The sequence below is a fragment of the Thiorhodococcus drewsii AZ1 genome (assembly GCF_000224065.1).
Taxonomy (GTDB): Bacteria; Pseudomonadota; Gammaproteobacteria; order Chromatiales; family Chromatiaceae; genus Imhoffiella; species Imhoffiella drewsii.
Genome location: NZ_AFWT01000022.1, coordinates 60,675 through 86,380, shown reverse-complemented (window position 1 = coordinate 86,380; position 25,706 = coordinate 60,675). Strand labels below are relative to the sequence as shown.

Annotated in this window: 17 protein-coding genes, 1 pseudogene and 1 riboswitch; of the genes and pseudogenes, 12 read left to right on the top strand and 6 right to left on the bottom strand. The window is 61.7% G+C overall.

Going from position 1 to position 25,706, the window contains the following annotated elements; genetic code table 11:
* Positions 1-107: pseudogene (locus tag THIDRDRAFT_RS26835) on the bottom strand (IS481 family transposase); the annotation flags it as partial.
* 544 nt (positions 108-651) lie between these two features.
* Here THIDRDRAFT_RS26835 and THIDRDRAFT_RS24730 point away from each other — a divergent pair.
* A complete protein-coding gene (locus THIDRDRAFT_RS24730; protein ID WP_007041773.1) occupies positions 652-1,758 on the top strand; it encodes an HNH endonuclease in 1,107 nt (368 codons plus the stop codon).
* 145 nt (positions 1,759-1,903) lie between these two features.
* Positions 1,904-2,962, top strand: a complete 1,059-nt coding sequence (locus THIDRDRAFT_RS15265) for an IS481 family transposase (RefSeq protein ID WP_007041772.1) — start codon at positions 1,904-1,906, stop codon at positions 2,960-2,962.
* Here the strand turns inward: THIDRDRAFT_RS15265 and THIDRDRAFT_RS15260 are convergent.
* The gene (locus THIDRDRAFT_RS15260) at positions 2,908-4,224 is read right to left on the bottom strand and encodes an MFS transporter (RefSeq protein ID WP_007041771.1); all 1,317 of its coding nucleotides are present in this window, start codon (positions 4,222-4,224) and stop codon (positions 2,908-2,910) included. The two genes, THIDRDRAFT_RS15265 and THIDRDRAFT_RS15260, sit on opposite strands and share 55 nt — an antisense overlap.
* A gap of 33 nt (positions 4,225-4,257) precedes the next feature.
* On the opposite strand from THIDRDRAFT_RS15260, the gene THIDRDRAFT_RS25670 reads away from it, so the two are divergent.
* The gene (locus tag THIDRDRAFT_RS25670) at positions 4,258-4,629 is read left to right on the top strand and encodes a hypothetical protein (protein ID WP_139058755.1); all 372 of its coding nucleotides are present in this window, start codon (positions 4,258-4,260) and stop codon (positions 4,627-4,629) included.
* Here THIDRDRAFT_RS25670 and metF read toward each other — a convergent pair.
* The 3 genes from metF to metK form a co-directional block, all read right to left on the bottom strand.
* Positions 4,626-5,489: a methylenetetrahydrofolate reductase [NAD(P)H] gene (metF, locus tag THIDRDRAFT_RS15255; RefSeq protein WP_007041770.1), complete on the bottom strand. Its 864-nt coding sequence runs from the start codon at positions 5,487-5,489 to the stop codon at positions 4,626-4,628. The genes THIDRDRAFT_RS25670 and metF overlap by 4 nt on opposite strands.
* A gap of 193 nt (positions 5,490-5,682) precedes the next feature.
* Positions 5,683-7,089: an adenosylhomocysteinase gene (ahcY, locus tag THIDRDRAFT_RS15250; protein WP_007041769.1), complete on the bottom strand. Its 1,407-nt coding sequence runs from the start codon at positions 7,087-7,089 to the stop codon at positions 5,683-5,685.
* A gap of 21 nt (positions 7,090-7,110) precedes the next feature.
* Positions 7,111-7,197: riboswitch (S-adenosyl-L-homocysteine riboswitch) on the bottom strand.
* A gap of 114 nt (positions 7,198-7,311) precedes the next feature.
* Positions 7,312-8,502 carry a methionine adenosyltransferase gene (metK, locus tag THIDRDRAFT_RS15245; protein ID WP_007041768.1) on the bottom strand — a complete coding sequence of 397 codons (1,191 nt, stop codon included), beginning with the start codon at positions 8,500-8,502 and terminating at the stop codon, positions 7,312-7,314.
* A 177-nt stretch (positions 8,503-8,679) separates the two neighbouring features.
* Here metK and THIDRDRAFT_RS15240 point away from each other — a divergent pair, with 177 nt between their 5' ends.
* The 9 genes from THIDRDRAFT_RS15240 to THIDRDRAFT_RS15200 all read left to right on the top strand — a co-directional run bounded on the left by THIDRDRAFT_RS15240 (position 8,680) and on the right by THIDRDRAFT_RS15200 (position 24,174).
* Positions 8,680-9,237, top strand: a complete 558-nt coding sequence (locus THIDRDRAFT_RS15240) for a thioredoxin family protein (RefSeq protein WP_007041767.1) — start codon at positions 8,680-8,682, stop codon at positions 9,235-9,237.
* 357 nt (positions 9,238-9,594) lie between these two features.
* Complete coding sequence (gene tkt, locus THIDRDRAFT_RS15235; RefSeq protein WP_007041766.1) at positions 9,595-11,601, top strand: transketolase; 2,007 nt, start codon at positions 9,595-9,597, stop codon at positions 11,599-11,601.
* Positions 11,602-11,739: 138 nt separating this feature from the next.
* Positions 11,740-12,741, top strand: coding sequence for a type I glyceraldehyde-3-phosphate dehydrogenase (gene gap / locus THIDRDRAFT_RS15230; protein ID WP_007041765.1), 1,002 nt, complete (start codon positions 11,740-11,742; stop codon positions 12,739-12,741).
* Positions 12,742-12,878: 137 nt separating this feature from the next.
* Positions 12,879-14,060, top strand: a complete 1,182-nt coding sequence (locus THIDRDRAFT_RS15225) for a phosphoglycerate kinase (protein WP_007041764.1) — start codon at positions 12,879-12,881, stop codon at positions 14,058-14,060.
* Between the two features lie 83 nt (positions 14,061-14,143).
* Positions 14,144-15,586, top strand: coding sequence for a pyruvate kinase (gene pyk / locus THIDRDRAFT_RS15220; protein WP_007041763.1), 1,443 nt, complete (start codon positions 14,144-14,146; stop codon positions 15,584-15,586).
* A gap of 174 nt (positions 15,587-15,760) precedes the next feature.
* Entirely contained in the window at positions 15,761-16,825 is a 1,065-nt protein-coding gene (fba, locus tag THIDRDRAFT_RS15215) for a class II fructose-bisphosphate aldolase (RefSeq protein ID WP_007041762.1), read from the top strand.
* A gap of 177 nt (positions 16,826-17,002) precedes the next feature.
* On the top strand, positions 17,003-17,251 hold the full coding sequence (locus THIDRDRAFT_RS15210) for a response regulator (protein WP_007041761.1): 249 nt from the start codon (positions 17,003-17,005) through the stop codon (positions 17,249-17,251).
* A gap of 5 nt (positions 17,252-17,256) precedes the next feature.
* On the top strand, positions 17,257-20,574 hold the full coding sequence (locus tag THIDRDRAFT_RS15205) for an EAL domain-containing protein (RefSeq protein WP_007041760.1): 3,318 nt from the start codon (positions 17,257-17,259) through the stop codon (positions 20,572-20,574).
* 204 nt (positions 20,575-20,778) lie between these two features.
* Complete coding sequence (locus tag THIDRDRAFT_RS15200) at positions 20,779-24,174, top strand: transglutaminase family protein (protein ID WP_007041759.1); 3,396 nt, start codon at positions 20,779-20,781, stop codon at positions 24,172-24,174.
* Positions 24,175-24,238: 64 nt separating this feature from the next.
* Here THIDRDRAFT_RS15200 and THIDRDRAFT_RS15195 read toward each other — a convergent pair whose 3' ends face one another.
* A complete protein-coding gene (locus tag THIDRDRAFT_RS15195) occupies positions 24,239-25,702 on the bottom strand; it encodes a protein adenylyltransferase SelO (RefSeq protein WP_007041758.1) in 1,464 nt (487 codons plus the stop codon).
* Between the last annotated feature and the right edge of the window lie 4 nt (positions 25,703-25,706).

Sequence of the window (25,706 nt, the reverse complement as noted above, 5' to 3'; positions counted from 1 at the left end):
GAGAGATTGTAATGGGCGGCGAGGACCTTGCTCGGTAACGTGGAGGCTTGCAGTTCACGACGAATCGCTGGGGTCGTGCGCGCGTTCTTATGCAGGCGGATTTCCATCGGCAATCAGGCTCCCGGGCTGTGGGCTGTTCCGCGAGCGCTGGCTTTGTGGACCACGCGCTCTAGCACCTCGCGGGCTCGGAACATAAGGATAGCTCCGGCGAGGCAGATAATCACACGGGACGTAACAGTTTTTCCGCTATCGCTGTTGTCCAGCGAAAACGCGTGAGTCGAATTGCTGGTTGCAAACTTGGCAGACGCTGTCATGCCCTGCATCAATTCGGGCGATTTCTGCACGTAAGTTGGGAGCCGGATGAGCGGCGAACTCTTGTTTCGCAATTAAGTCAACATCAACGACACTCAGAATTTTGTTCCGCTAGCTTGAAGGTCCAAGCCTTTCTTCACCTTTCTGTAAACTGTCCCTGAAACCATCCTTTGCCCGGAGTATTCCATGCGTGAGCAAAACGCCTCGACATCAGTAACAGATATGTGAGAAATCGCCAAATATTTCACATGTCAAATTGACCGAATTCCACGATAATCACCGACGGGACCGAAGCGTTAGAGCAATAAAACGATTTAAAGCAAAAAATAAGGACACCACATGCCATTGTATTTTATTAAGCCAGTAGTCTGGAACACTAATGGTTACCAGACGCCTTCAGGGGCAAAGTTCACATCAGGCTATCCTTATCTACATGGATTCGGCCATGAAGAATGGAACAATCACCCTCGTTTCTGTTACAAAAATAACGGGGTTGATTACCGGATCTTTCATACAGAAGGACTAGGAAACCAGCCTTTAGATGATTTTACTGGCGATGTAGTTCTATTTATGGTGGCATCTAATGCTGGCACACAGTATCTCGTAGGTGTTGCAGGTGGTGCTACTAGTCATTTTTCCAACATGAATGATCGCATTAATTTAGGGGCGCTTTTTGACTGGAAAACGCGATGGAAAGATGCATGGATATTACCATCCGTGCAGAAATGCTATAAAAAAAGTAGAGGTCACTTCATCTCGGATTGGAATAAAGACTTGCACTGGACTTCATCATGGACATGTCCAGCAGAGTCATTTCTTTGGCCAACTAAGCCGATACCACTGAATCCCTTCGCAATATCTGGGAAAAGCCGCTTAGTAACCATGTATTCGAGCTACCAGGAATTAACTAGGCATCAAGCTACAACTATATTAGTCGGCATATCTGGCTATTTGACCCATAACGAGGTGCGTGTTCTCGATAACATAAAGCATTATTGCAATCCTCAACTTGACCAGCAAACCGATATAACTGTGATAGCGCGGGACAAGACTATACCTCAAACAACGCGAGCAACCTTGACCCAGGCCCGGATTGGACAGGGCCAGTTCCGAATGGACCTCATCACTCAATGGAACGGAAGATGCGCTGTAACTGGATGCGATTTAGTTCAGTTATTGAGGGCGTCGCATATTAAACCATGGCGCAGCTGTAACAACAAACAACGCCTTGACCCAAATAACGGGCTATTGTTAATTCCGAACCTGGATGTTCTTTTTGATCTTGGGCTTATTTCTTTTGATGATATCGGCAATATGCTCGTGTCGAAAACACTATCCACTAGTCAACAAGCTCTACTTGGCATCCCTGCGCCACTAATGAAAAAGCCAAATATGCAGCTAATCCGTTATCTGCGCTTTCATCGCCAAAATGTATATATCCCATGAAGAACAACGCATATGCTGTTGCGTCCCGTGTGATTATCTGCCTCGCCGGAGCTATCCTTTGTTCCGAGCCCGCGAGGTGCTAGAGCACATGGTCCACAAAGCCATCGCTCGCGGAACAGCCCACAGCCCGGGAGCCTGATTGCCGATGGAAATCCGCCTGCATAAGAACGCGCGCACGACCCCAGCGATTCGTCGTGAACTGCAAGCCTCCACGTTACCGAGCAAGGTCCTCGCCGCCCATTACAATCTCTCGGTGCAGACGGTGAGGAAGTGGCGACGACGCACGGTGGTCGAAGATGCTTCGCACCGCCCACACCGCCTCTCGACAACGCTCTCGCCCGAGCAGGAGGTCCTCGTGGTGGCCCTGCGTGAAACCCTCTTGCTGCCGCTCGACGATCTGTTAGCGGTCACGCGCGCATTCATCCACCCCGAGGCCTCGCGTTCGGCACTCGATCGGTGCTTGCGTCGCCACGGGGTCTCCAACCTCAAGTCCCTGATCCCGCAGGAGGCGGACACCGCGAAGCGTCCGGTGAAGACCTTCAAGGACTATGCGCCTGGGTTCGTCCACGTCGACGTCAAGTACCTGCCCCAGATGCCCGATGAAGACCGCCGAAAATACCTCTTCGCGGCGATCGACCGTGCCACCCGCTGGGTCTACGTCGAGATCCTCGACGATAAGTCGGCCGCCTCGGCCAGTGGCTTTCTCAAGCGCCTGATCACCAAGGCGCCGTTCGCCCTCTCCAAGATCCTCACCGACAACGGTAAAGAGTTCACCGACCGTTTCTGCGCCAGGGGCGAGCGCCCGCCGACCGGGCAGCATCGCTTCGATCAGGTCTGCGCCCAGCACGTCATCGAGCATCGCCTGACCAAACCCAGAACTCCACAGACCAATGGCATGGTCGAGCGCTTCAATGGGCGCATCGCCGAGGTGCTGGCCACGACACGCTTCGACTCTTCACAGAGCCTGGAGCAAACCATCACCCGCTACGTCCAGGTCTACAACCAGCACATTCCGCAAAAAGCACTCGGGCATATCGCCCCGATTCAAGCCCTCAAGGACTGGGCTGAGAAACGCCCCGAACTATTCAAAAAGCGGGTGTATAATCTTCAGGGACTTTACAGCCCGGCTTTTTTCGTTTGCATGATCCCTCAGTTCACCGGAACGCCCCCACCCACCGGCGCCGGATGCCGAACGCGCACATAGACGCTCGCCACCAACAGCAGCAGGTTGATCACGCCCACGACGACGAAGGGTGCGCGCGGATCAATCTGGTCGAAGAGATGGCCGCCAACGAAGGTGATGATCAGAATGCCGATCGCCCCCGCCACGTTGAAGGCGCCAAGCACGGAGCCGCGCTGCGCGGTCGGCGCCTCCTGCCCGATCAGCGACTGACCGCCGAGATAGACGCTGATCTGACCGATCCCGAGCAGGATGAAGAAAACGATCCCCGACGTGGCAAGCGGATCGCCCAACACCAGAAGCGCAAGATTACCGAGCGCCGCCAGCCCCATGCAGACGGCGAGCGCCGTGACACGGTCCAGGCGGTCCAGCAACGGCCCCAAGATCGGCGCCCACACCAAGGCCGCGATCTGCGCCACGACGAAGATGATCGTGCCACTGACCACGGCCGCCGCCGGCTCCAGCCCGGCCGCCTTGCCGGCAAGCGTACCCCATAGGATCAAAAAGGTCGCATTGACCGACTGATCGCCACGCGCGATGAAGGCGGCCAAATAGGCCAGCAGGATGCGCGGATTGCGCGCATGCGAGAAGCCGCCGACAAAGAGATCACGTACAGAGGGGCGGTCTTCGTGACGAATCGGGATGCCGGGCTTCAGCCCCCAGAAGACGATCATGGCGACGATCACGCAGAGCCCAGCGACGATGAAGTGGGCCAAGCGCCCCGCCGCGACACCATCGAGCCCCATCCCGACGAACAACTTCGGCAAGGCACCGAAGCCCTGACTGATGAAGACGACCCCGAGCCCGCTCAAAAAGCCCACCATCGCGACCAGCTTGCCGCGCGAACACTCCGCCGGATAGTCGGCCAGCACGGTCGAGAGACCACCCGCGACCGCGACCACACCAACGGCATAGATGAGCCGATAGACATAGAGGGCCTCGACCGATTCGGCGAGCGGATAGAGGACGTAGGTCAAGGCCAGGACCAAAAAGCCAGCGACATAGACCGGCCGCCGACCGATTCGGTCCATGAGAATCCCGCCGGGCAGGAACAGCAGCAGCGTGACGATCTCGGTGAGGAAGACCAGATTGCCGCTGATCGCCCCCTGAATCGACTCGGGGACTCCCAGGTGCTCGTTGAGGATGTAGGTCTGACCGATCGAGATGAAGATCATGAGACCAATCGAAAAGAAGGCGGCGACCAGAAAGGTCCAGCCGTGACGCGGAAGGATCGTCGGCGCAAGAAGGATCGGGCCGATCCGGTAGCTTCGGTCGAGGTCGGGCATAGGGTGTGATCTCGGGCCCCAGGGGGCGTGCAAATGGATATGAAGAACCAGGCCGAGATTATTCCATCAGACGCTCGCCACGCCTATGACCAAGCTATGCCAGCTACCAGCTACCAGCTGTTGAGATCGCCCGTTGGGCATCAATCGATGGAGACAGGACTGACCCGCTGGGTGAAAGCGGACGATTCGCGCTCGGAGCGGCGCGCAAAGAAAAAAAGCCGCCCCAAAAGGAGTGGGCGGCTTCCAAAGGAGGAGTGGATGATTTCGCGGGGAGAAGATTACCAACCGACGAAACCCAAGGATTTGCGAATTCGCAATGGGCGCCAAAAAACAGACGCATTGCGTCTGAAATCAACCGTTCCGGACGCCCCCATTTATAGCCGAAGCCGTCGACATCCGCCTTAGCCCGGCTTCCGTGCGACCGGCAAGCCCAGATCGGTCCAGAGCCGCGTGACGGAGCCGGAGTGGTTCATGGTGTAGAAGTGCAACCCGGGTGCCCCGCCATCGATCAGATGACGACAGAGATTCGCCACCACCTCGTGCCCGAATGCGCGGATGCTTTCGACATCGTCCGCATACCCCTCCAGCCGCCGACGGATCCAGCGTGGAATCTCGGCACCGCAGGCGTCCGAGAAGCGTGCCAACTGGGTGTAATTGGTGATGGGCATGACGCCGGGAATAATGGGGATCTCGATCCCGACACGCCGACAGGATTCGAGGAAGCTGAAATAGGCGTCGGCGTTGTAGAAATACTGGGTGATGGCCGCGTCGGCGCCCGCCTCGACCTTACGCTTGAAATTCTCTAGGTCGCGCGACGGACTGCCGGACTGCGGGTGATACTCGGGATAGGCCGCCACCTCGATGTGAAAGGCATCGCCGAACTCGGCGCGCACGAAGCTGACGAGCTCGTTGGCATAGCGGAAATCGCCGCTGTTCCCCGCCCCCATGCCGGACGGCATGTCGCCACGGAGCGCGACCAGACGACGGATACCCTGTTCGCGGTAGTGGGTCAGAATCTCGCGCACCTCCTTCCGGCTGGAACCGATGCAGGCGAGATGAGGCGCCGTGTCGATGCCCTGGCTGCAGAGCCAGTTCACGGTTTCGAAGGTGCCGTCGCGGGTCGAGCCGCCAGCCCCGTAGGTCACGGAGAAATAGGCGGGACCGAGCGCATTGATCTTGGGGATTTCGAGCTTGAGCTTATCCATGCCCTCCGGCGTCTTCGGAGGGAAGAGCTCGACGCTGTAGATGGGTGTGTCAGTCGACATAGGTCAGCCTCCAGCCTCCAGCCTCCAGCGGCCAGCAACACGAGCGGCTGCCGGACCACCGCCAAAGACTGAAGGCCCAGATGGTCAAGCGCCCTACACTTGCCCTGGGGGCATCATAGGGCCGGATTGCAGCCTCCAGCCAGCGTCGAACGAGACGCTGGCTGGAGGCTGATCGCTGGAAGCTGGGAGCTCCCTAATACCGATAGTGATCCGGCTTGTAGGGACCCTCGACCGGCACGCCGATGTAGTCCGCCTGTTCCTTACTCAGAACGGTCAGCTTGGCGCCGATCTTTTCCAGATGCAGACGCGCCACGTCCTCGTCGAGATGCTTGGGCAACACATAGACGCCGATCGGATAATCGGCGGTTTTGGTGAAGAGCTCGATCTGGGCCAGCACCTGATTGGTGAAGCTGTTGGACATGACGAAGCTCGGATGACCGGTCGCGCAGCCCAGATTCACCAGACGTCCCTGGGCCAGCATGATGATACGCTTGCCGTCGGGGAAGATGATGTGATCGACCTGGGGCTTGATCTCTTCCCAGTCGTACTTGCTGACGCTGGCGATATCGATCTCGTTGTCGAAGTGGCCGATGTTGCAGACGATGGCCTGATTCTTCATCGCCGCCATGTGGTCGTGGGTGATGATGTTCTTGTTGCCCGTGGTGGTCACGAAGATGTCGGCGACCGGCGCCGCGTCTTCCATGGTCACCACGCGATAGCCCTCCATCGCCGCCTGAAGCGCGCAGATGGGATCGATCTCGGAGATCCACACGGTCGCACCGAGCCCGCGCAACGACTGGGCGCAGCCCTTACCGACGTCGCCGTAGCCGCAGACCATGGTGATCTTGCCGGCGATCATGACGTCAGTCGCGCGCTTGATGCCGTCGACCAGCGACTCGCGGCAACCATAGAGGTTGTCGAACTTGGACTTGGTGACCGAGTCGTTGACGTTGATCGCGGGGAACAGCAGGGTCCCGGCCTTGGCCATCTCGTAGAGACGATGCACGCCGGTGGTGGTCTCCTCGGTCACGCCCTTGATGCCGGCGGCAATCTTGTGCCAATGCTGATTGTCGCGCTCGAAGGTACGACCCAGCACGCCCAGCACGGCGGTCCATTCCTCATTGTCGTCCGCCGTCGGCGCGGGCACGGATCCGGCCTTTTCATAGTCGACGCCCTTGTGGACCAGCAGGGTCGCGTCGCCGCCGTCGTCGAGAATCATGTTCGGACCCTTGCCGTCGGGCCAGTTGACCACCTGCTCGGTGCACCACCAGTACTCTTCCAAGGTCTCGCCCTTCCAGGCATAGACCGGGATCCCGGCTGCAGCGATGGCAGCGGCGGCATGATCCTGGGTCGAAAAGATGTTGCAGGAGCACCAGCGCACCTCGGCGCCGAGCTCGACCAGGGTCTCGATCAGCACGGCGGTCTGGATGGTCATGTGCAGGCTGCCGGTGATGCGGGCGCCGGCCAGCGGCTTGTCAGCAGCGTACTTCTTGCGAACCGCCATGAGACCCGGCATTTCGGTCTCGGCGATGTTCAGTTCCTTGCGGCCGAAACCGGCCAGGGAGATGTCGGCAACCTTGTAATCAGTGAACTCACTCATGTGAATCAACCCTCGATAGAACGTGAGTGAGCGCCGTTTGAAATGTCGACCCCATCACCGAGCCTGGCCAAGATCCTGAAGATCCGGGTCGCAACGCTCCTCGGCGAAAAGGTTGGTGCAGTTTAAAACTCGCTAGGCGTGACCTTTTGCGTTACATCGATGCATCGATGCCCTATGCGGCGGAATAGGCCGCGCCATTCCGCACTACTTGAGCCATCAGCATCAGATGCCGGCGGCCTCACGCAGTTCGTCGGCCTTGTCGGTGCGCTCCCAGGTGAATCCGGGCTCGGAACGGCCGAAGTGACCGTAAGCGGCGGTGTCCTGGTATTTGATGAGCTCGCGGTTGGTCAGGTCGAGCATCTGCATGATGCCGTAGGGACGCAGATCGAAATGGGCCTGGATCAGCTCGATGATGCGCTCCTCGCTGACCTTGTTGGTGCCGAAGGTATCGATCGATACCGAGGTCGGCTCGGCGACGCCGATGGCGTAGGAAACCTGGATCTCGCACCTGTCGGCCAGACCGGCGGCGACGATGTTCTTGGCGACGTAGCGTCCAGCATAGGCGGCGGAACGGTCGACCTTGGACGGATCCTTGCCGGAGAAGGCGCCGCCGCCGTGACGGGCCATGCCGCCGTAGGTATCGACGATGATCTTGCGTCCGGTCAGACCACAGTCGCCCACCGGGCCGCCGATGACGAACTTGCCGGTCGGATTGATGTGGTACTTGGTGCCGTCGTTCAGCCAACCGGTCTCGCCGAGCACGGGCTTGATGACCTCTTCCATCACCGCCTCATGCAGCACGCTCTCGGTCACATCATCGCCGTGCTGGGTGGACAGCACCACGGCATCGACCGCGACCGGCTTGCCGTCGCTGTAGCGCATGGTGATCTGGGACTTGGCATCCGGACGCAGCCACGGCAGGGTGCCGTTCTTGCGCACCTCGGCCTGGCGCTTGACCAGACGATGGGCGTAATCGATCGGGGCCGGCATCAGCATGTCGGTCTCGTTGGTGGCATAGCCGAACATCAGACCCTGGTCGCCCGCGCCTTGAGCCTCCTCACTCTCGCGATCGACACCCTGATTGATGTCCTTGGACTGCTCGCCGAGCGCGATCAGCACACCGCAATTGTTGCCGTCGAAACCGCATTCGGAGTTGTCGTAGCCGATCTCCTTGACGACGCGACGGACCACACTCTCGTAATCGATCTTGAGGTCGCCATCGGTCACCGTGATCTCACCAGCCAGCATCACGAAGCCCGTCTTGACCAGAGTCTCGCAGGCGACGCGCGCCTTGGCGTGGTTGGGGTCGCGGCGATAGATCTCGTCGAGTACAGCGTCCGAAATCTGATCCGCCATCTTGTCCGGGTGGCCTTCGGAAACGGATTCAGACGTAAAGATGTAATCCTTGCTCATAGATGGATCGAGACCTGAATCTGGGCGCCGCGAGGCGCATTGATATGGAGCGCCGCATGATACCCCCTTGCAACACGACGGAAAACCCGCGCGCCGGCCTAATGTATTTGGAATCGTCCGCCATTCCGTTAACATGCAAGCAAGCTGGTAACCTACCAACCCACTCGGAGGTTCTGCATGGCTTCGACCGAAACACCCGTCTGCGACTTCGGACTCCCCGCTCCCGACTTCGCCCTCCCAGGGGTCGACGGCAAGACCTGGACCCGCGACCAATGCAAGGGCGAGCACGGACTCCTGGTCATGTTCATCTGCAACCATTGCCCCTATGTCAAGGCCGTGCGCGACCGGATTGTGCGCGACACCCGTGAGCTGGCAAAACTCGGCATTGGCTGCGTTGCCATCATGTCGAACGACACTGCAGACTACCCGGAGGATTCGTTCGACAACATGAAACGGATCGCCGAGGCGTTCGACTTCCCTTTCCCCTATCTGTTGGATGAGACCCAGGAGATCGCCCAGGCCTACGGAGCCGTCTGCACACCCGACTTCTTCGGCTACGACGCCGATCTGGGCCTGCAATACCGTGGACGCCTGGACGCCAGCCGCAAGGAGGCCGCCGCGCCCGACGTGCGCCGCGACCTGTTCGAGGCCATGAAACAGGTGGCCGAAACCGGCTCGGGACCAGCCGACCAAATCCCCAGCATCGGCTGCTCCATCAAGTGGCGAGAGCGCTGAGCAACAAGGAATGCAACAGAAGGTGGCGGAAAGGGCTGGCTATTTCCGCCACCAATTCTTAATATTAGAAACTCATAAACAACCTTCGACGACGATATGCCTGTTTCGATTTCTGGAGCCAAGCCTTTTGGTCCAGAATGGGCATCCATCGAAGACAGAAAGGCTGGACAATCTCGCTCGCGCAAATAAGCACTCGACACGAAGAAAAACGACCGCGCCAGACGCGGATGCGAGCCCACGAACCACTTTCCGACGCTGCGTCACCATCCGTCTCGACGCCCCTGTCTCCGACAGGACGCGAACGGCTGCGGCCAGCGCAACGCTTTGGTCACCGTCATCAAACTTCAGGAGGGGCCCATGTCCTCACGCAAAGAACTTGCAAATGCCATCCGAGCGCTCGCCATGGACGCCGTACAGAAGGCCAATTCAGGCCATCCAGGCGCACCGATGGGAATGGCGGACATCGCCGAGGTACTGTGGAACGACTTCATGAACCACAACCCGGCGAATCCGGACTGGGCCGACCGCGATCGCTTCGTGCTCTCCAACGGTCACGGATCCATGCTGATCTACGCCCTCCTGCACCTCACCGGCTACGATCTCGGGATCGAGGATCTCAAACAGTTCCGTCAGCTCCACTCCAAGACCCCCGGCCACCCAGAGTACGGCTATGCACCCGGCGTCGAGACCACCACCGGTCCGCTCGGCCAGGGCATCACCAACGCCGTCGGCATGGCACTGGCCGAAAAGACCCTCGCGGCCCAGTTCAACAAGCCGGATCATGAGATCGTCAATCACTACACCTACGCCTTCCTGGGCGACGGCTGTCTGATGGAAGGCATCTCGCACGAGGCCTGCTCGCTCGCCGGCGCCCTGGGCCTGGGCAAGTTGATCGCCATCTACGACGACAACAACATCTCGATCGACGGCGAGGTGCGCGGCCATGGCGACACGCCCGGCTGGTTCCTCGACGACACCCCCAAGCGCTTCGAAGCCTACGGCTGGCACGTCATCCCCAAGGTCGACGGACACGACCCGGAGGCCATTAAGACCGCAATCGAACAAGCGCGGACCATGGACGACAAGCCGACCCTGATCTGCTGCCAGACCATCATCGGCTTCGGATCGCCGAACAAACAGGGCAAGGAGGAGTGTCACGGCGCAGCGCTCGGCGACGCCGAGATCGCCCTGACCCGCGAAAACCTGGGCTGGAACCATCCTCCCTTCGTCATCCCGGAAAGCATCTATCAGAGCTGGAACGCCCGCGAGCGCGGTGCGGCGGAGGAACAGTCCTGGAACGATCGATTTGCGGCCTACGCCAAGGCCTACCCGGCCGAGGCGGCCGAGTTCAAGCGCCGCATGTCCGGTGACCTGCCCGCCGACTGGTCCGAACAGGCCGACGCCTTCGTCGCATCCGTGGTCGAGAAGGCCGAGACCATCGCCTCGCGCAAGGCCTCGCAGAACACGCTCAACGGCTTTGGCCCCCTGCTGCCCGAGTTGCTCGGCGGTTCGGCCGACCTGGCCGGCTCCAATCTGACCCTGTGGAAGGGCTGCAAGGGCATCGCCCCGAAGGACGCCTCGGGCAACTATGTCTTCTATGGGGTACGTGAATTCGGCATGTCCGCCATCATGAACGGTGTCGCGCTGCACGGCGGCTTCATCCCCTACGGCGCGACCTTCCTCATGTTCTCGGAGTACGCCCGCAACGCGCTGCGCATGGCTGCGCTCATGAAGGTGCCCACGATCTTCGTCTATACCCACGACTCCATTGGTCTGGGCGAGGACGGCCCGACCCATCAGCCGGTCGAGCAGATCCCAACCCTGCGCATGATCCCCAATATGAGCGTTTGGCGTCCCTGCGACGCGGTCGAGTCGGCCGTCTCCTGGAAGCTGGCCATCGAGCGCAAGAGCGGCCCCTCGTGCCTCATCTTCTCGCGCCAGGGCTTGGCGCATATGGACCGTAGCGAGGCCCAGATCGCGAACATCGCGCGCGGAGGCTACGTGCTGCGCGACTGCGCGGGCACCCCGGACGCCATCATCATCGCCACCGGCTCCGAGGTGGATCTGGCGGTCAAGGCGGCTGAGGCCATGGGCGACACCGCGATCCGCGTCGTCTCCATGCCCTCGACCAACGCCTTCGACGCCCAGGACGCGGCCTACAAGGAATCCGTACTGCCCAAGGCCGTCACCGCCCGCGTCGCGGTCGAGGCGGCGGTCACCGACGGCTGGTGGAAATACGTGGGCAGCCAGGGCGCGGTGCTGGGTATCGACCGCTTCGGCGAGTCGGCTCCGGCCGGCGCGCTCATGAAGGAATTCGGCTTCACCGTCGAGAAACTGGTCGAGACGGTGAAGGGCGTACTCTGAACCTTACGCCAACCCGACCAAGGACCCCAAAGGCATGGGATCGCCGATTCCCCGGCGATCCAAACAGATCTCACTTCTACAACTGAGGCGTCATTGGGGTCACAATTGTATTTCCGATCTATCTAGGAGTTTTTTCGCATGACCATCAAAGTTGGCATCAATGGTTTCGGTCGTATCGGTCGCATGGCGTTCCGCGCCATCACCAAGGATTTTTCCGAGATCGAAGTCGTTGCCATCAACGACCTGCTCGATCCCGAGTACCTGGCCTACATGCTCAAGTACGACTCGGTTCACGGCAATTTCCCGGGCGATATCGCCGTTGACGGCAATACCATGATCGTCAATGGCAAGAAGATCCGCCTGACCGCCGAACGGGACCCCGCCAACCTCAAGTGGGACGAGGTCGGCGCCGAGCTGGTCATCGAGTCCACCGGCTTCTTCCTGACCACCGAGTCCTGCCAGAAGCATCTCGACGCCGGTGCCAAAAAGGTCGTGCAGAGCGCACCGTCGAAGGACGCAACGCCCATGTTCGTCTACGGCGTCAACCACAACGACTACGACGGCCAGGCCATTCTCTCGGCCGCTTCCTGCACCACCAACTGTCTGGCGCCGGTGGCCAAGGTGCTGCACGACAACTGGGGCATCAAGCGCGGTCTCATGACCACGGTCCACGCCGCCACCGCCACCCAGAAGACCGTCGACGGCCCCTCGATGAAGGACTGGCGCGGTGGACGCGGCATTCTGGAGAACATCATCCCCTCCTCCACCGGAGCGGCCAAGGCGGTCGGCAAGGTGCTGCCCGAACTCAACGGCAAGCTGACCGGCATGTCCTTCCGCGTGCCCACCTCCGACGTCTCGGTCGTCGACCTCACCGTCGAACTGAACAAGGATGCCAGCTACGAAGACATCTGCGCCGCCATGAAGGCCGCCTCCGAATCCGGTGACCTGTCCGGCGTACTGGCCTACACCGACGAAAAGGTTGTCTCCACCGACTTCCGCGGCTGCGGCAACCCCTCGATCTTCGATTCCGGCGCCGGCATCGCACTGGACGGCACCTTCATCAAGGTTGTGGCCTGGTACGACAACGAGTACGGCTACACCTGCAACATGCTGCGTCTGGTCGAGTTCGTGGCCAAGTAAGCCACCAGCGGCCAGCTTTCAGCCATCCGGCTGATGGCTGGCGGCTGGAAGCTGGCCGCTTCCCGCCAGGGGCTTCAGGCAAGGCCCACCTTGGACCTGAATCCTTTAACCATAACAATGACTCACGAGGATCGCTCATGTCCTTCATCAAGCTCACCGACCTCGACCTGGCAGGCAAACGGGTTCTGATCCGTTCCGATCTCAACGTCCCGGTCAAGAATGGCAAGGTCACGTCCGACGCCCGCATCAGCGCCTCCATGCCCACCTTCGAGCACTGCATCAAGGCTGGCGCCAAGGTGATGGTGATGTCCCACCTGGGCCGCCCCGAAGAAGGCGTCTATTCCGAAGAGAATTCGCTCAAACCGGTCGCTGAGGACCTCGGCGCCAAGATGGGCCGCGAGGTCCGCCTGATCAAAGACTATCTTGACCAGGCCCCCGAGGTCGCCGACGGCGAGCTGGTGCTGCTCGAAAATGTCCGCTTCAACGCCGGCGAAAAGAAGGATGCGGAGGATCTGGCCAAACGCTACGCCGCACTCTGCGACGTCTTCGTGATGGACGCCTTCGGTACCTCCCACCGTGCCCAGGCATCGACCCACGGCGCCGGCAAATTCGCCCCAACGGCCTGTGCCGGCCTGCTGCTGGCCGAGGAATTGGACGCACTGCAAAAGGCACTGGCCAAACCAGCCCGCCCCATGGTCGCCATCGTCGGCGGCTCCAAGGTCTCGACCAAGCTGACCGTGCTCGAAGCCCTGTCCGAGAAGGTCGATCAGCTGGTGGTCGGCGGCGGCATCGCCAACACCTTCCTCGCGGCGGCCGGTCACAACGTCGGCAAGTCGCTGTGCGAGCATGACCTGATCCCGACCGCCCAGGCGCTCATGGAGAAAATGACCGCGCGCGGCGCGACCATCCCGATCGCCACCGACGTGGTCTGCGGCAAACAGTTCGACGAGAACGAGCCGGCCGTCGCCAAATCGGCCTCCGAGGTCGCCGACGACGACATGATCTTCGACATCGGCCCGGATTCGGCCCAGGCGCTGGCCGACATCATCGCCAAGGCAGGCACCATCGTCTGGAACGGCCCGGTCGGCGTGTTCGAATTCGACCAATTCGGCGCAGGCACCAAGACCGTCTCACTGGCCATCGCCAATGCCGGCGGCTTCAGTCTGGCCGGCGGCGGCGACACCATCGCGGCGATTCAGAAATACGACATCTACGACAAGGTGTCCTACATCTCGACCGCCGGCGGCGCCTTCCTCGAATATCTAGAAGGAAAGACACTGCCCGCGGTCGCCATGCTCGAAGCTCGGGCGAAGGACTGATCAGCCGTAAGCCGCCAGCAATCAGCCTCCAGCCACGGCCGGAGCAGCTGGACGCTGGCAGCCGGACGCTGGAGGCTCAAACAATGCCAAGACGCACCAAGATCGTCGCAACCCTAGGTCCGGCAACGGATCCGGTTCCCGTCACCGACGCCATCCTCGCCGCCGGCGTGGATGTCGTCCGTCTCAACCTGTCTCACGACAGCCACGACCGCCATCGTGATCGCGCCCAGCGCATCCGCGAGCGCGCCCAGGCCGCCGGGCGCGAAATCGCCATTCTGATGGACCTGCAGGGGCCTAAGATCCGCATCGGCAAATTCGCCGAAGGCAAGATCCAGCTCGGTCACGGCGACGCCTTCGCCATCGATATCCACTGCGGGATCGAAGACGGCAACCAGACCCAGGTGGGAACCACCTATACCCAATTGCCCGAGGACGTCCGTCACGGCGACACCTTGCTGCTGGATGACGGCGCCATCGAGCTCTGGGTCGATTCGGTCGCCAACGGGCGCATCGACTGCAAGGTGGTCGTCGGCGGGACGCTCTCGAACAACAAGGGCATCAACAAAAAGGGCGGCGGACTCTCGGCCCCTGCCCTGACCGATAAGGACAAGGACGACATCCGTTTCGCCGCCGAACTCGACGCCGACTATCTGGCGGTCTCCTTCGTGCGCAACGCGGAGGATGTCCGGCTCGCCCGCGAACTCTTCCACCAGGCAGGCGGACATGGCGGTATCGTGGCCAAGATCGAGCGCGCCGAATCGCTGAAATGCATCGATGAAATCATCAATGCCGCCGAAGCCATCATGGTCGCGCGCGGCGATCTGGGCGTCGAAATCGGCGACGCCGAGTTGCCAGCCGTACAGAAGCATCTCATCAGCCGCGCGCGCGAACTCAACGCGGTGGTGATCACGGCGACCCAGATGATGCAGTCGATGATCGACAGCCCCATCCCGACTCGCGCCGAGGTCTTCGACGTCGCCAATGCCGTACTCGACGGAACGGATGCCGTCATGCTCTCGGCCGAGAGTTCGATCGGCAAGAACCCGGCCAAGGTCGTCGAGGCACTCGACCGCATCTGTCTGGAAGCGGAGAAGAGCGTGACCCGTTCCGGACATCGGCTGGACTCGGTGTTCGGGCGCGTCGACGAAGGCATCGCCATGGCGGCCATGTACACCGCCAACCATCTGGGCGTGAAGGCCATCGCCGCACTCACCGAAACCGGCTCGACGGTAAAATGGATGTCGCGTATCAGTTCGGGGATCCCGATCTACGGCATGACCCGATTCGAACCGACTCGACGCAAGGTCAGACTCTTCCGAGGCGTCTATCCGGTTGCCTTCGATGTCGCGAGCACCGACATCCACGAGGTCAATCGCGAGGTGATCGAGGAATTGCTGCGCCGAGGCACCGTCCAGAACGGCGATCTGGTGATCATCACCAAGGGCGATCGCTCCGGGGTCGAAGGTCAGACCAACATCATGAAGATCATGCGGGTCGGCGAACACAAGCTGCTGAACGAAGATTGAACGAGGAAAGCTACCAGCTGCCAGCGAAAAGGCTAATTCGAAGGGGTCAGTTCGCACCCTTCCCCAAGCAAGTCGAGACAGGAAACACCGAAAAATCCGACAATCGCGCTGGAGGCTGGCAGCTGGAGGCTGAAAGCCCCCACCAAAATCACCACTCAACAACGAGGACTACCCATGGCACTGATTTCAATGCGTCAACTCCTGGACCACGCCGCCGAACACGGCTATGGCGTGCCAGCCTTTAACGTCAACAACCTGGAGCAGATGCGCGCCATTATGGAGGCGGCCGATCAGACCAACTCCCCCGTCATCGTTCAGGCATCCGCAGGTGCCCGCAGCTACGCCGGCGCCCCCTTCCTGCGCCATCTCATCCTCGCCGCCATCGAGGAATGGCCGCACATCCCAGTCTGCATGCACCAGGACCACGGTACCTCCATGCCCGTGTGCCAGCGCTCCATCCAGCTCGGCTTCTCCTCGGTCATGATGGACGGCTCGCTGGGTGAGGACGGCAAGACCCCGACCTCCTACGAATACAACGTCGACATCACGCGCCAGGTCGTCGAGATCGCGCACGCCTGCGGTGTCTCCGTCGAGGGTGAGCTGGGCTGCCTGGGCTCGCTCGAAACCGGCCAGGCCGGTGAAGAGGACGGCATCGGCGCAGAGGGCACGCTAAACCACAGCCAGCTCCTGACCGATCCCGAAGAGGCCGCCGACTTCGTCAAGAAGACCGCCGTCGATGCGCTGGCCATCGCCATCGGCACCTCCCACGGCGCCTACAAGTTCACCCGTCCGCCGACTGGCGACATCCTGGCCATCGAGCGCATCAAGGAGATCCACGCCCGCATCCCCAACACCCATCTGGTGATGCACGGCTCCTCCTCGGTACCTCAGGAGTGGCTCAAGATCATCGACGAGTTCGGCGGCGACATGGGCGAGACCTATGGCGTGCCGGTCGAGGAGATCGCCGAGGGTATCAAGCATGGTGTGCGCAAGGTCAACATCGACACCGACCTGCGCATGGCCTCCACTGGCGCGATCCGCAAGCATCTGGCCGAAAACCGCAAGAACTTCGACCCGCGCAAATACTTCACTGCCGCCACCAAGGCGATGAAGGAGATCTGCGTCGCCCGTTACGAGGCCTTCGGGACCGCCGGCAACGCGAGCAAGATCAGCGCGCTTTCGCTGGAGACCATGACCCATCGCTACGCCAAGGGTGAGCTGGATCCGAAGGTGAACTGATCCGACTGACGCCCTCTGGGGGGTAAATCGAACAAAGGGGCGCTGCGGCGCCCCTTTTTTATTGGTTGATTGGCCGAGCACGTGGGCCAAACTGGTGCTCAGCAACCGGCTCGACAACGCGGTCAACTTCCGACGCGCCGAACGCGCACCGGACCTCATATCGGAGGAGCGGAAACGGTGCTGTTCGTCGCACAATCCTTCGGCGACAATGACATCGGCTTTGATATGCAGGTCCACGACCGCATGTTTGAGATCTTTCAGCGATTGCACCCTAAAGCCGCGACGACTGATGATGACCAGGACACAGCGGAATACCGCGTCTACAACCCTTGCTACATCACCAAGCCGGTCAACCATGAAACGCTCGTCGAGGTCACGCCCCAGATCGACCTCTACTGGTCCCTGCTGAACCATCCGCCGAGTTGAGCCCCATGCGCGTCCTGCATATCGAAGACAACCCGGCCGACCTCGACCTGACCCGTCGTTGGCTGGAGCAAACCGCCCCCGATATCCAATTGGAGCAGGTCCCGACCCGAGCCGCCGCTGTCGAACGGCTCTCGAACGGATCCTATTGGGATTTGGCCCTCATCGACCTGCGCCTCCCGGACGGATCCGGCATGGACCTGCTGGCCTGGATTCGGGAGCGGAAACAAGACATCGCTGTGGTGATGATCACCGGGTCGGGCGATCAGGATGCCGCGATCACCGCCCTGCGCACTGGCGCGGACGACTATCTCGTCAAGGGTGTCACCACGTTGGACCGACTGCCAACGACGCTACGCGATGCCAGACAGCGTTTCGACGCCGCGCATGCCTCGCGTTCAGGCCCCATCCGCGTGCTCTATGCCGAACATTCCAGCATCGACACCGACCTCACGCTCCGCCATCTAGCCCGCTTCGCCCCCCATATTCGCTTGACCCAGGTCGCAAACGCCGAGGAGGCATTGGCGCGACTGCCGCTCGATCCCGACACCGAACCCGACTTCGACGCACTGCTGCTCGACTACCATCCGCCCGGACTCGATGCGCTGGATACCCTCAAGATCCTGCGTGCCGAGCGACACCTGGACATCCCCGTAGTCCTGGTCACGGGACAAGGCAGCGAAGATGTCGCGGCTCGCGCCATCCATCTCGGCGCCAATGACTATCTGTCCAAGCATCCCGGCTATCTTCACAAGCTGCCGGCAACCCTAGAGAAAGTGCTCAACGAAGTGCGACTGGTGCGTGAGCGCGCCAATCTGCGCGCCGCCGCCCACCGGCTCGACATGGCATTGGCCGCCAGCCCGATCGTGCTCTACACCCGCCAACTCAATCGTCCAGGCATGCCTCTGACTTGGGTGAGCGATAACGTCCAGCGGTTCGGATACGAGGCCGAGCAGCTGCTGGATCAGGACTGGTGGGCCACCCATCTGCACCCGGACGACCGCGACTCGGCCCATGCCGCGCTCGAAACCCTGCTGGAAACGGGAAGCCTGGCGCTGGACTATCGTCTACTGGATAGCCAGGGGCGAATCCGCTGGATCCACGACGAGCTACGCCTCCCCGATCCAGGTGAACGCCAGAGCGGCGAAGCGACCGGAGCCTGGAGCGATGTCACCGAGTCCAAGCAGACCGAACTGCTGCGCAACACACGCCTCACGGTGCTGAACGCACTCATTGAGGATCAGCCCCTCATCGACATCCTGGATGTGATCGCCACCCAACTGGAGCAGCTCTATCGGGACACGCGAGTCTCGATCCGGGTGCTGGAGGACGGACTGCTCTCACTCAGCCAAGGCGACGGCACGGAACACACCCGATTCGCGGTCGAACCCGACCACGACGATTCAGCACTGGTCGAGCTGGATACCAGCGACGGCGCGGCCGGGTATCCCAGTGGCGCACCCGTGCCCGGCTGGTCGATCCCCTTTCAGGACGCCCATGGAACCTCGATCGGCAACTTCAGCGTGAGATATGCCGAGCCGCGCGCGCCAGCACCGAGCGAATGCAACCTGATCCTCGAATTCGGCTGTCTCGCCCGGCTCGCGGTGACCCGGATCACAGCCGAGAGCAAACTGCGACAGGCCGCGACCGTCTTCGAATCCACCCGCGAAGGGGTCATCATCACCGACCTCGACAGCCATATCATCGCGGTCAATCCGGCCTACACGGACATCACCGGCTACACCGCCGAAGAGGTGCGCGGCCAAACGCCGCGCATCCTGCGCTCCGGACGCCAGGATGACGCGTTCTATCAGACCCTGTGGGCAAACATCACCAGCGGCGGACATTGGCAGGGCGAGGTCTGGAACCGACGCAAGAGCGGCGAGATCTATCCCCAATTGCTCAGCATCAGCGCGGTCTACGACCCCCAGGGCACGCCAACCCACTATGTCGGCGTCATGACCGACATCAGTCAGATCAAACGCTCGGAGGAGCGACTCGAGCATCTGGTGCATTTCGATCCGCTGACCAACCTACCCAATCGGCGCCTGGTGCTCTCGCGGCTGCATCACGCCATCGAGCAAACCGAACGCAGTCGCCGTCGCGTCGCCGTCCTCTTCCTTGATCTGGACCGGTTCAAGAACGTCAACGACAGCCTGGGGCATCCGGTCGGCGATGAATTGCTGCAGGCGCTGACCCAGCGTCTGCGCGAACGCCTGAGGGAAGAGGACACGCTTGGCCGCCTGGGTGGCGACGAGTTTCTGGTACTGCTCGAAAACCTCGAACGCACAGAGGACGCGGGCAGGGTCGCGCGCGCTCTGCTGCAGCTGCTACAGGAGCCCTTCGAGCTACCGAGCGGTCCGGTGCTCTATATCGGCGCCAGCATTGGGATCAGCATTTTCCCCGATGACGGCAACTCGGTCACCGAACTCGTCAAGCACGCCGACGTTGCCATGTATCAGGCCAAGGAACAGGGACGCAACACCTATCGTTTCTACACTTCGACCCTGACCATCGCCGCCAACGAGCGTCTGGAGCTGGACGCGAGACTGAGGCGCGCCCTGATCAACGAGGAGTTCATCCTTCATTACCAGCCGCAGTTCGACAGTCTGACCGGGATGCTGATCGGATGCGAGGCGCTGGTGCGCTGGCACTCGCCCGAGCATGGACTCATTGCACCCGATCGCTTTATCCCTCTCGCTGAGGAGACGGGCCTCATCGTACAGCTCGGCGACTGGGTGCTGCAGACCGCCTGCGCGCAGCACAAGCTCTGGCTCGACAATGGATTGCCGGACATCATGATCGCCGTAAACCTGTCGGCGAGGCAGCTCCAGCAACAGGATTTCGCCGAGCGGGTCGCCGCCATCCTCGACGCGACAGGCTTACCGGCCGAGCGACTCACGCTGGAACTGACCGAAAGTATGATCATGCTCCCAGGCGAGCAGGCCATCGAACTGCTACGCGAACTCAAGGCACTGGGACTCAAGCTCTCGATCGACGATTTCGGCACCGGCTATTCGTCACTGGCCTATCTCAAGCGTCTACCTATCGACGAACTCAAGATCGATCAGGGCTTCGTCCGCGATATCCCACAGGACCGCAACGACATGGAGATCGCAGCCACCATCATCGCCATGGCCCGCAATCTCAACCTCAAGGTCATCGCCGAGGGTGTCGAGACAGACCAGCAGATGGAATTTCTCACCCTACAGGGATGCCACGGCTACCAGGGATACCTACTTGGCCATCCGCTGACACCGGAGGCATTCATCGAGCAACTCCTGCATGCCCCAAACAGGTTACGACCGGGGATCGCTCGTCTGTGAAACGCGACCATTTCGCGAACCGCCCTCGATCCAATCCCGACTCCATGCATAGAGGTCCGTCACGCATGGAGACAAGACAATGCCCCCCATTTGTGGGATCTTAGGCCCATCGGATCGATGGCCGTCGCCAATCCGGCATCGGCCTCGACCTTGGCGCATCCATCGCCGTCTTCCCCATCTTTCAGCCTTTGGAAGTCCTCCCCGATGTCCATTCTGGTTGCTCTAAACCATAAGACCGAATACCGCTTCGATCGCTCAGTCGGCCTCTCGCCACACGTGGTCCGACTACGCCCGGCACCGCACTGCCGCACTCCCATTCGGTCCTACACGCTCAAAATCGAACCCGAGACCTACTTCGTCAATTGGCAGCAGGATGCCTTCGGCAACTACCTGGCTCGTCTGACCTTCCCCGAGAAGACCCGCAAGCTCTCGATCGAGGTCGATGTGATCGCCGAAATGATCACCATCAACCCCTTCGATTTCTTCCTGGAAGACTATGCCCACGATTATCCCTTCGCGTACGAGCCGCATCTGCGCAAAGAGCTACAGCCCTACCTGGAGCTCAGTGAGGACGGCCCGCTGCTGACCGAATGGGTGGCGAGCGTCGATCGCAAACCCCGTCCGACGGTCGATTTCCTGGTCGAGATCAACCAGCGACTGCAGCAGAACATCGGCTACGTCATCCGCATGGAACCGGGCGTTCAGACCTGCGAGCAGACGCTCGGCACCCGCCGCGGCTCCTGCCGCGACAGCGGCTGGCTGCTGGTGCAGATCCTGCGCCACCTGGGGCTGGCCGCGCGCTTCGTCTCGGGCTATCTGGTTCAGCTCACGGCGGACGTCAAATCGCTCGACGGTCCATCCGGTCCCGAACGCGATTTCACCGACCTGCATGCCTGGGCCGAGGTCTATGTTCCAGGCGCCGGCTGGATCGGGCTCGACCCCACCTCCGGGCTCTTCGCCGGCGAGGGTCATATACCGCTCGCCTGTACGCCCGCGCCGCGCAGCGCCGCCCCCATTGCCGGGGCGACCGACACCTGCGAGGTCGAGTTCTATTTCCACAATCGCATCGAGCGCATCCACGAGGATCCTCGGGTCACCAAACCCTATAGCGCCGAGCAATGGGAAGCGATCGAGTCCCTCGGTCATCAGGTCGACGCCGAATTAGAGGCCAATGATGTGCGCCTGACCATGGGCGGCGAACCGACCTTCGTCTCTATCGACGACATGGACGGTGCCGAGTGGAACACGGCCGCGCTCGGCCCAACCAAGAAGATCCTCGCCGAGGATCTGCTGATTCGGCTCAAAAAGCGCTTCGCGCCCGGCGGACTGCTGCACCTTGGCCAGGGCAAGTGGTATCCGGGCGAACAGCTGCCGCGCTGGGCGCTCACCTGTTACTGGCGCAAGGACGATCAACCCGTGTGGCGCGATCCAAGCCTGCTCGGCCAGGAGAACACCAGCTACGGACACGGCCCCGCCGAAGCCGAGGCATTCATCCGCACGCTCGCCCGCCATCTGGGCGTCGACCCGGATCATGCCTCCAAGGCGCACGAAGACGTCTGGTATTACATGTGGAAGGAGGCGCGGCTGCCAGCCAACGTCGACCCGCTGGACAACAAGCTCAAGGACCCCAACGAGCGCAAACGACTCTCCCGTCTGTTCGACCAGGGACTCAACAAGGTCACGGGCTACGTGCTGCCCTTGCGTTGGTGGGGGTTCGGGGCCGAAGGGAGCTGGCGTAGCGGGCGTTGGACCTTCCGCGAAGGCAACCTCTTCCTCATTCCAGGCGACTCGCCGATGGGGTTCCGTCTGCCCTTGGACGCCCTGCCCCATGTCCCGGACAGTGAGCTCGATCCCGTCCCCGAGCGCAACCCCTTCGAACCGACCGATCCCCTACGCTCGCCCTTCGACGAGGTCACGCGCCGCTACAGCCGTCTGGTCGAACCGACCCAGATACCCCAGAACCTACGCGAACAGGGCACGAATCCGCGCGATCTGGCCGCGCGCTACGGTCGGCTCACGTCGGTCGACACCTCGCATGAGCCCTTGCAAAACCAGGTCGCGTTGCGCGCCGACCTGCATCCGGACCTGATCCGCACCGCGCTCTGCATCGAGCCGCGCGAGGGCCGACTCTACTGCTTCCTGCCCCCGCTGACCCACCTGGAGCACTGGCTGGATCTCGCCATGTGCATCGAGGACACAGCGGCCGAACTCGGCATGCCCATCATCATCGAGGGCTACGAGCCGCCGCGCGATCCGCGTCTTCAAAAGCTCGCAGTCACACCGGACCCCGGTGTCATCGAGGTCAACATCCACCCGGCCGAGAGCTGGGATCAGACGGTGCGCGATACCCACATCATCTACGAGGAGGCGCGTCTCGCCCGGCTCGGCACCGAAAAGTTCATGCTCGACGGACGCCACACCGGAACCGGCGGCGGCAACCATGTCACCCTCGGCGGCCCCACCCCGGCAGACAGCCCGCTGTTGCGCAAGCCGGATCTGGTGCAGAGCCTGATCTCCTACTGGCAACACCACCCGAGCCTGTCCTATCTCTTCTCGGGACTCTTCATCGGCCCGACCAGTCAGGCCCCAAGGGTCGACGAGGCGCGCGACGACCGCCTCTACGAACTCGATATCGCCTTCCAGCAGATGCCGCCCGGCGAGGTGCCCCAACCCTGGGTCGTCGACCGCATCCTGCGCAACCTGCTGACCGACGTCACCGGCAACACCCACCGCACCGAGTTCTGTATCGACAAGCTCTACTCGCCGGACAGTGCCTCCGGGCGGCAGGGACTGGTGGAGTTCCGTGGCTTCGAGATGCCGCCACATCCGCGCATGAGCCTGGCCCAGGTCCTGCTGCTGCGCACCCTGGTCGCCCGCTTCTGGAAGGAACCCTATCGGCGCAAGCCCATCCGCTGGGGTACCGAGCTGCACGACCGTTTCCTGCTGCCGCACTTCGCACGCCAGGATTTCGAGGACGTGATCTGCGACATGCGCCGCGCCGGTTATCCGATCGAGACCGAGTGGTTCGATCCCTTCTTCGAGTTCCGTTTCCCGCATTACGGGGATCTGGTCACCGAAAACGGGATCAATATGGAGCTGCGCGCCGCCATCGAGCCCTGGCACGTCCTGGGCGAAGAGGTGACGGCCCAGGGCACCTCGCGCTTCGTCGACAGCTCGGTCGAGCGCATGCAGGTGAAGGTGAACGGCATGGTCAGCGACCGGCACGTCCTGGTCTGCAACGGCCGCCGCGTCCCGCTGCGCCCGACGGGGAAACGGGCCGAATTCGTCGCAGGCGTCCGTTTCAAGGCCTGGAGCCCGCCATCCGGACTGCACCCGACCATCCCGAGCCACAACCCGCTCACCTTCGAGATCGTCGATCTCTGGAACCGCAGAAGCCTGGGCGGCTGCACCTACTATGTCGCCCACCCGGGCGGACGCAGCTACGACACCTTCCCGGTCAACGCCTATGAGGCCGAAGGGCGGCGTATCGCCCGTTTCAGTCAGATGGGCCATACGCCGGGCGAGATCGACCCGCCGCCGGAAGAACCGGCCAGCGAGCATCCTTACACGCTGGATCTGAGATACCGGCCGGGGTGCTGAGCGACCACCGGGTCGGCTAAGCCGACCCGGTGAACCGGTCTCTGCCATGCGCCTGGGCTTCGCCTCAGGTCCCGCAGAAGGTCTGCCGCACCACCTGATACGGCTCGGGAGGGGCGCGATAGAACCCCGTTTCGGGCCGCTCCTCCCAGGGATTGGCGAGCACCGCCAACAGACGCTCGAATGGACCGAGATCGCCCTCGAGCGCAGCGTCGAGGGCCTCCTCCACGCGATGGTTGCGTGGAATCACCAGCGGATTCGCGCGACGCATCCGCTCCAGGCGCGCGCCAGAATCCGTCTCCTCGCGTCCCAGCCGATCACGCCATCGCCCAACCCATTCCGTAAGCGGACCGTCTGCGTCCGAGCCAAACGGAGCCGCCGCCTCACCCGTCTCGACCATCAGGGTCAATGCGCTGAAGCTATTGGTGAAATCGGCGCCGGCCTCGGCCAGGCCATCGAGCAGACCCGTGATGAGCGGACCATCCGCATCCTCTGATTCGAGTAGCCCGAGCTTGGCCCGGAAGACGTCCAGATAGGCGTGCTCGAAACGCTCGGGAAAGCCGTCGATCGCACCCTGGGCCAGGCTCAGCGCGTGCTCGGGATCCTCATCGAGCAGCGGCAAGAGGGTCTGAGCCAGACGGGAGAGATTCCATTGAGCGATGCGCGGCTGATTGGCGTAGGCGTAGCGCCCTCCCCGGTCGATCGAGCTGTAGACGGTGCCCGGGTGGTAATCGTCCATGAAGGCACAGGGGCCATAGTCGATGGTTTCGCCAGCGATCGAAAGGTTGTCGGTATTCATCACCCCATGGATGAAACCGACGCCGAGCCAACGCGCCACCAGCTCGGCCTGGCGCCCGATCACCTCCGTCAATAGCGCCAGATAGGGTCGATCGGCCGTCTGCGCCGTCGGATAGTGACGCTCGATGACGTAATCGGCGAGATGGCGTAAGGCATCCAGATCCTCACGCGCGGCGAAATACTCGAAGGTGCCGATGCGTACATGGCTGCGTGACACGCGGGTCAGGACCGCGCCAGGCATACGGCCCTCGCGGTACACGGGCTCGCCCGTGGTCACCGCCGCCAGCGCGCGGGTCGTCGGGATCCCCAGGACATGCATGGCCTCGCTGATCAGATACTCCCTCAGTACAGGTCCCAGCCAAGCACGCCCATCGCCTGCGCGTGAAAAGGGCGTGCGCCCAGCACCCTTGAGCTGGAGATCGAAACGTTCGCCGGATGGCGCAAGGATTTCGCCGAGCAGGATCGCCCGACCATCACCGAGCTGCGGGACGAAGTTGCCGAACTGATGTCCCGCATAGGCCATGGCCAACGGATCCGCGCCCGACGGAACCGCATTACCGGCGAGCACGGCGACACCTTCCGGCGTACTCAGCGCATCCGGATCAAGCCCCAACTCACGCGCCAGGGACACGTTCAGCGTGATCAGGTCGGGCTGAGCAACCGGGCTCGGCGGAAGTCGGGCATAGAAGCGCTCGGGTAGGCGCGCGTAGCTGTTGTCGAAGACGAAGGTCATGCGG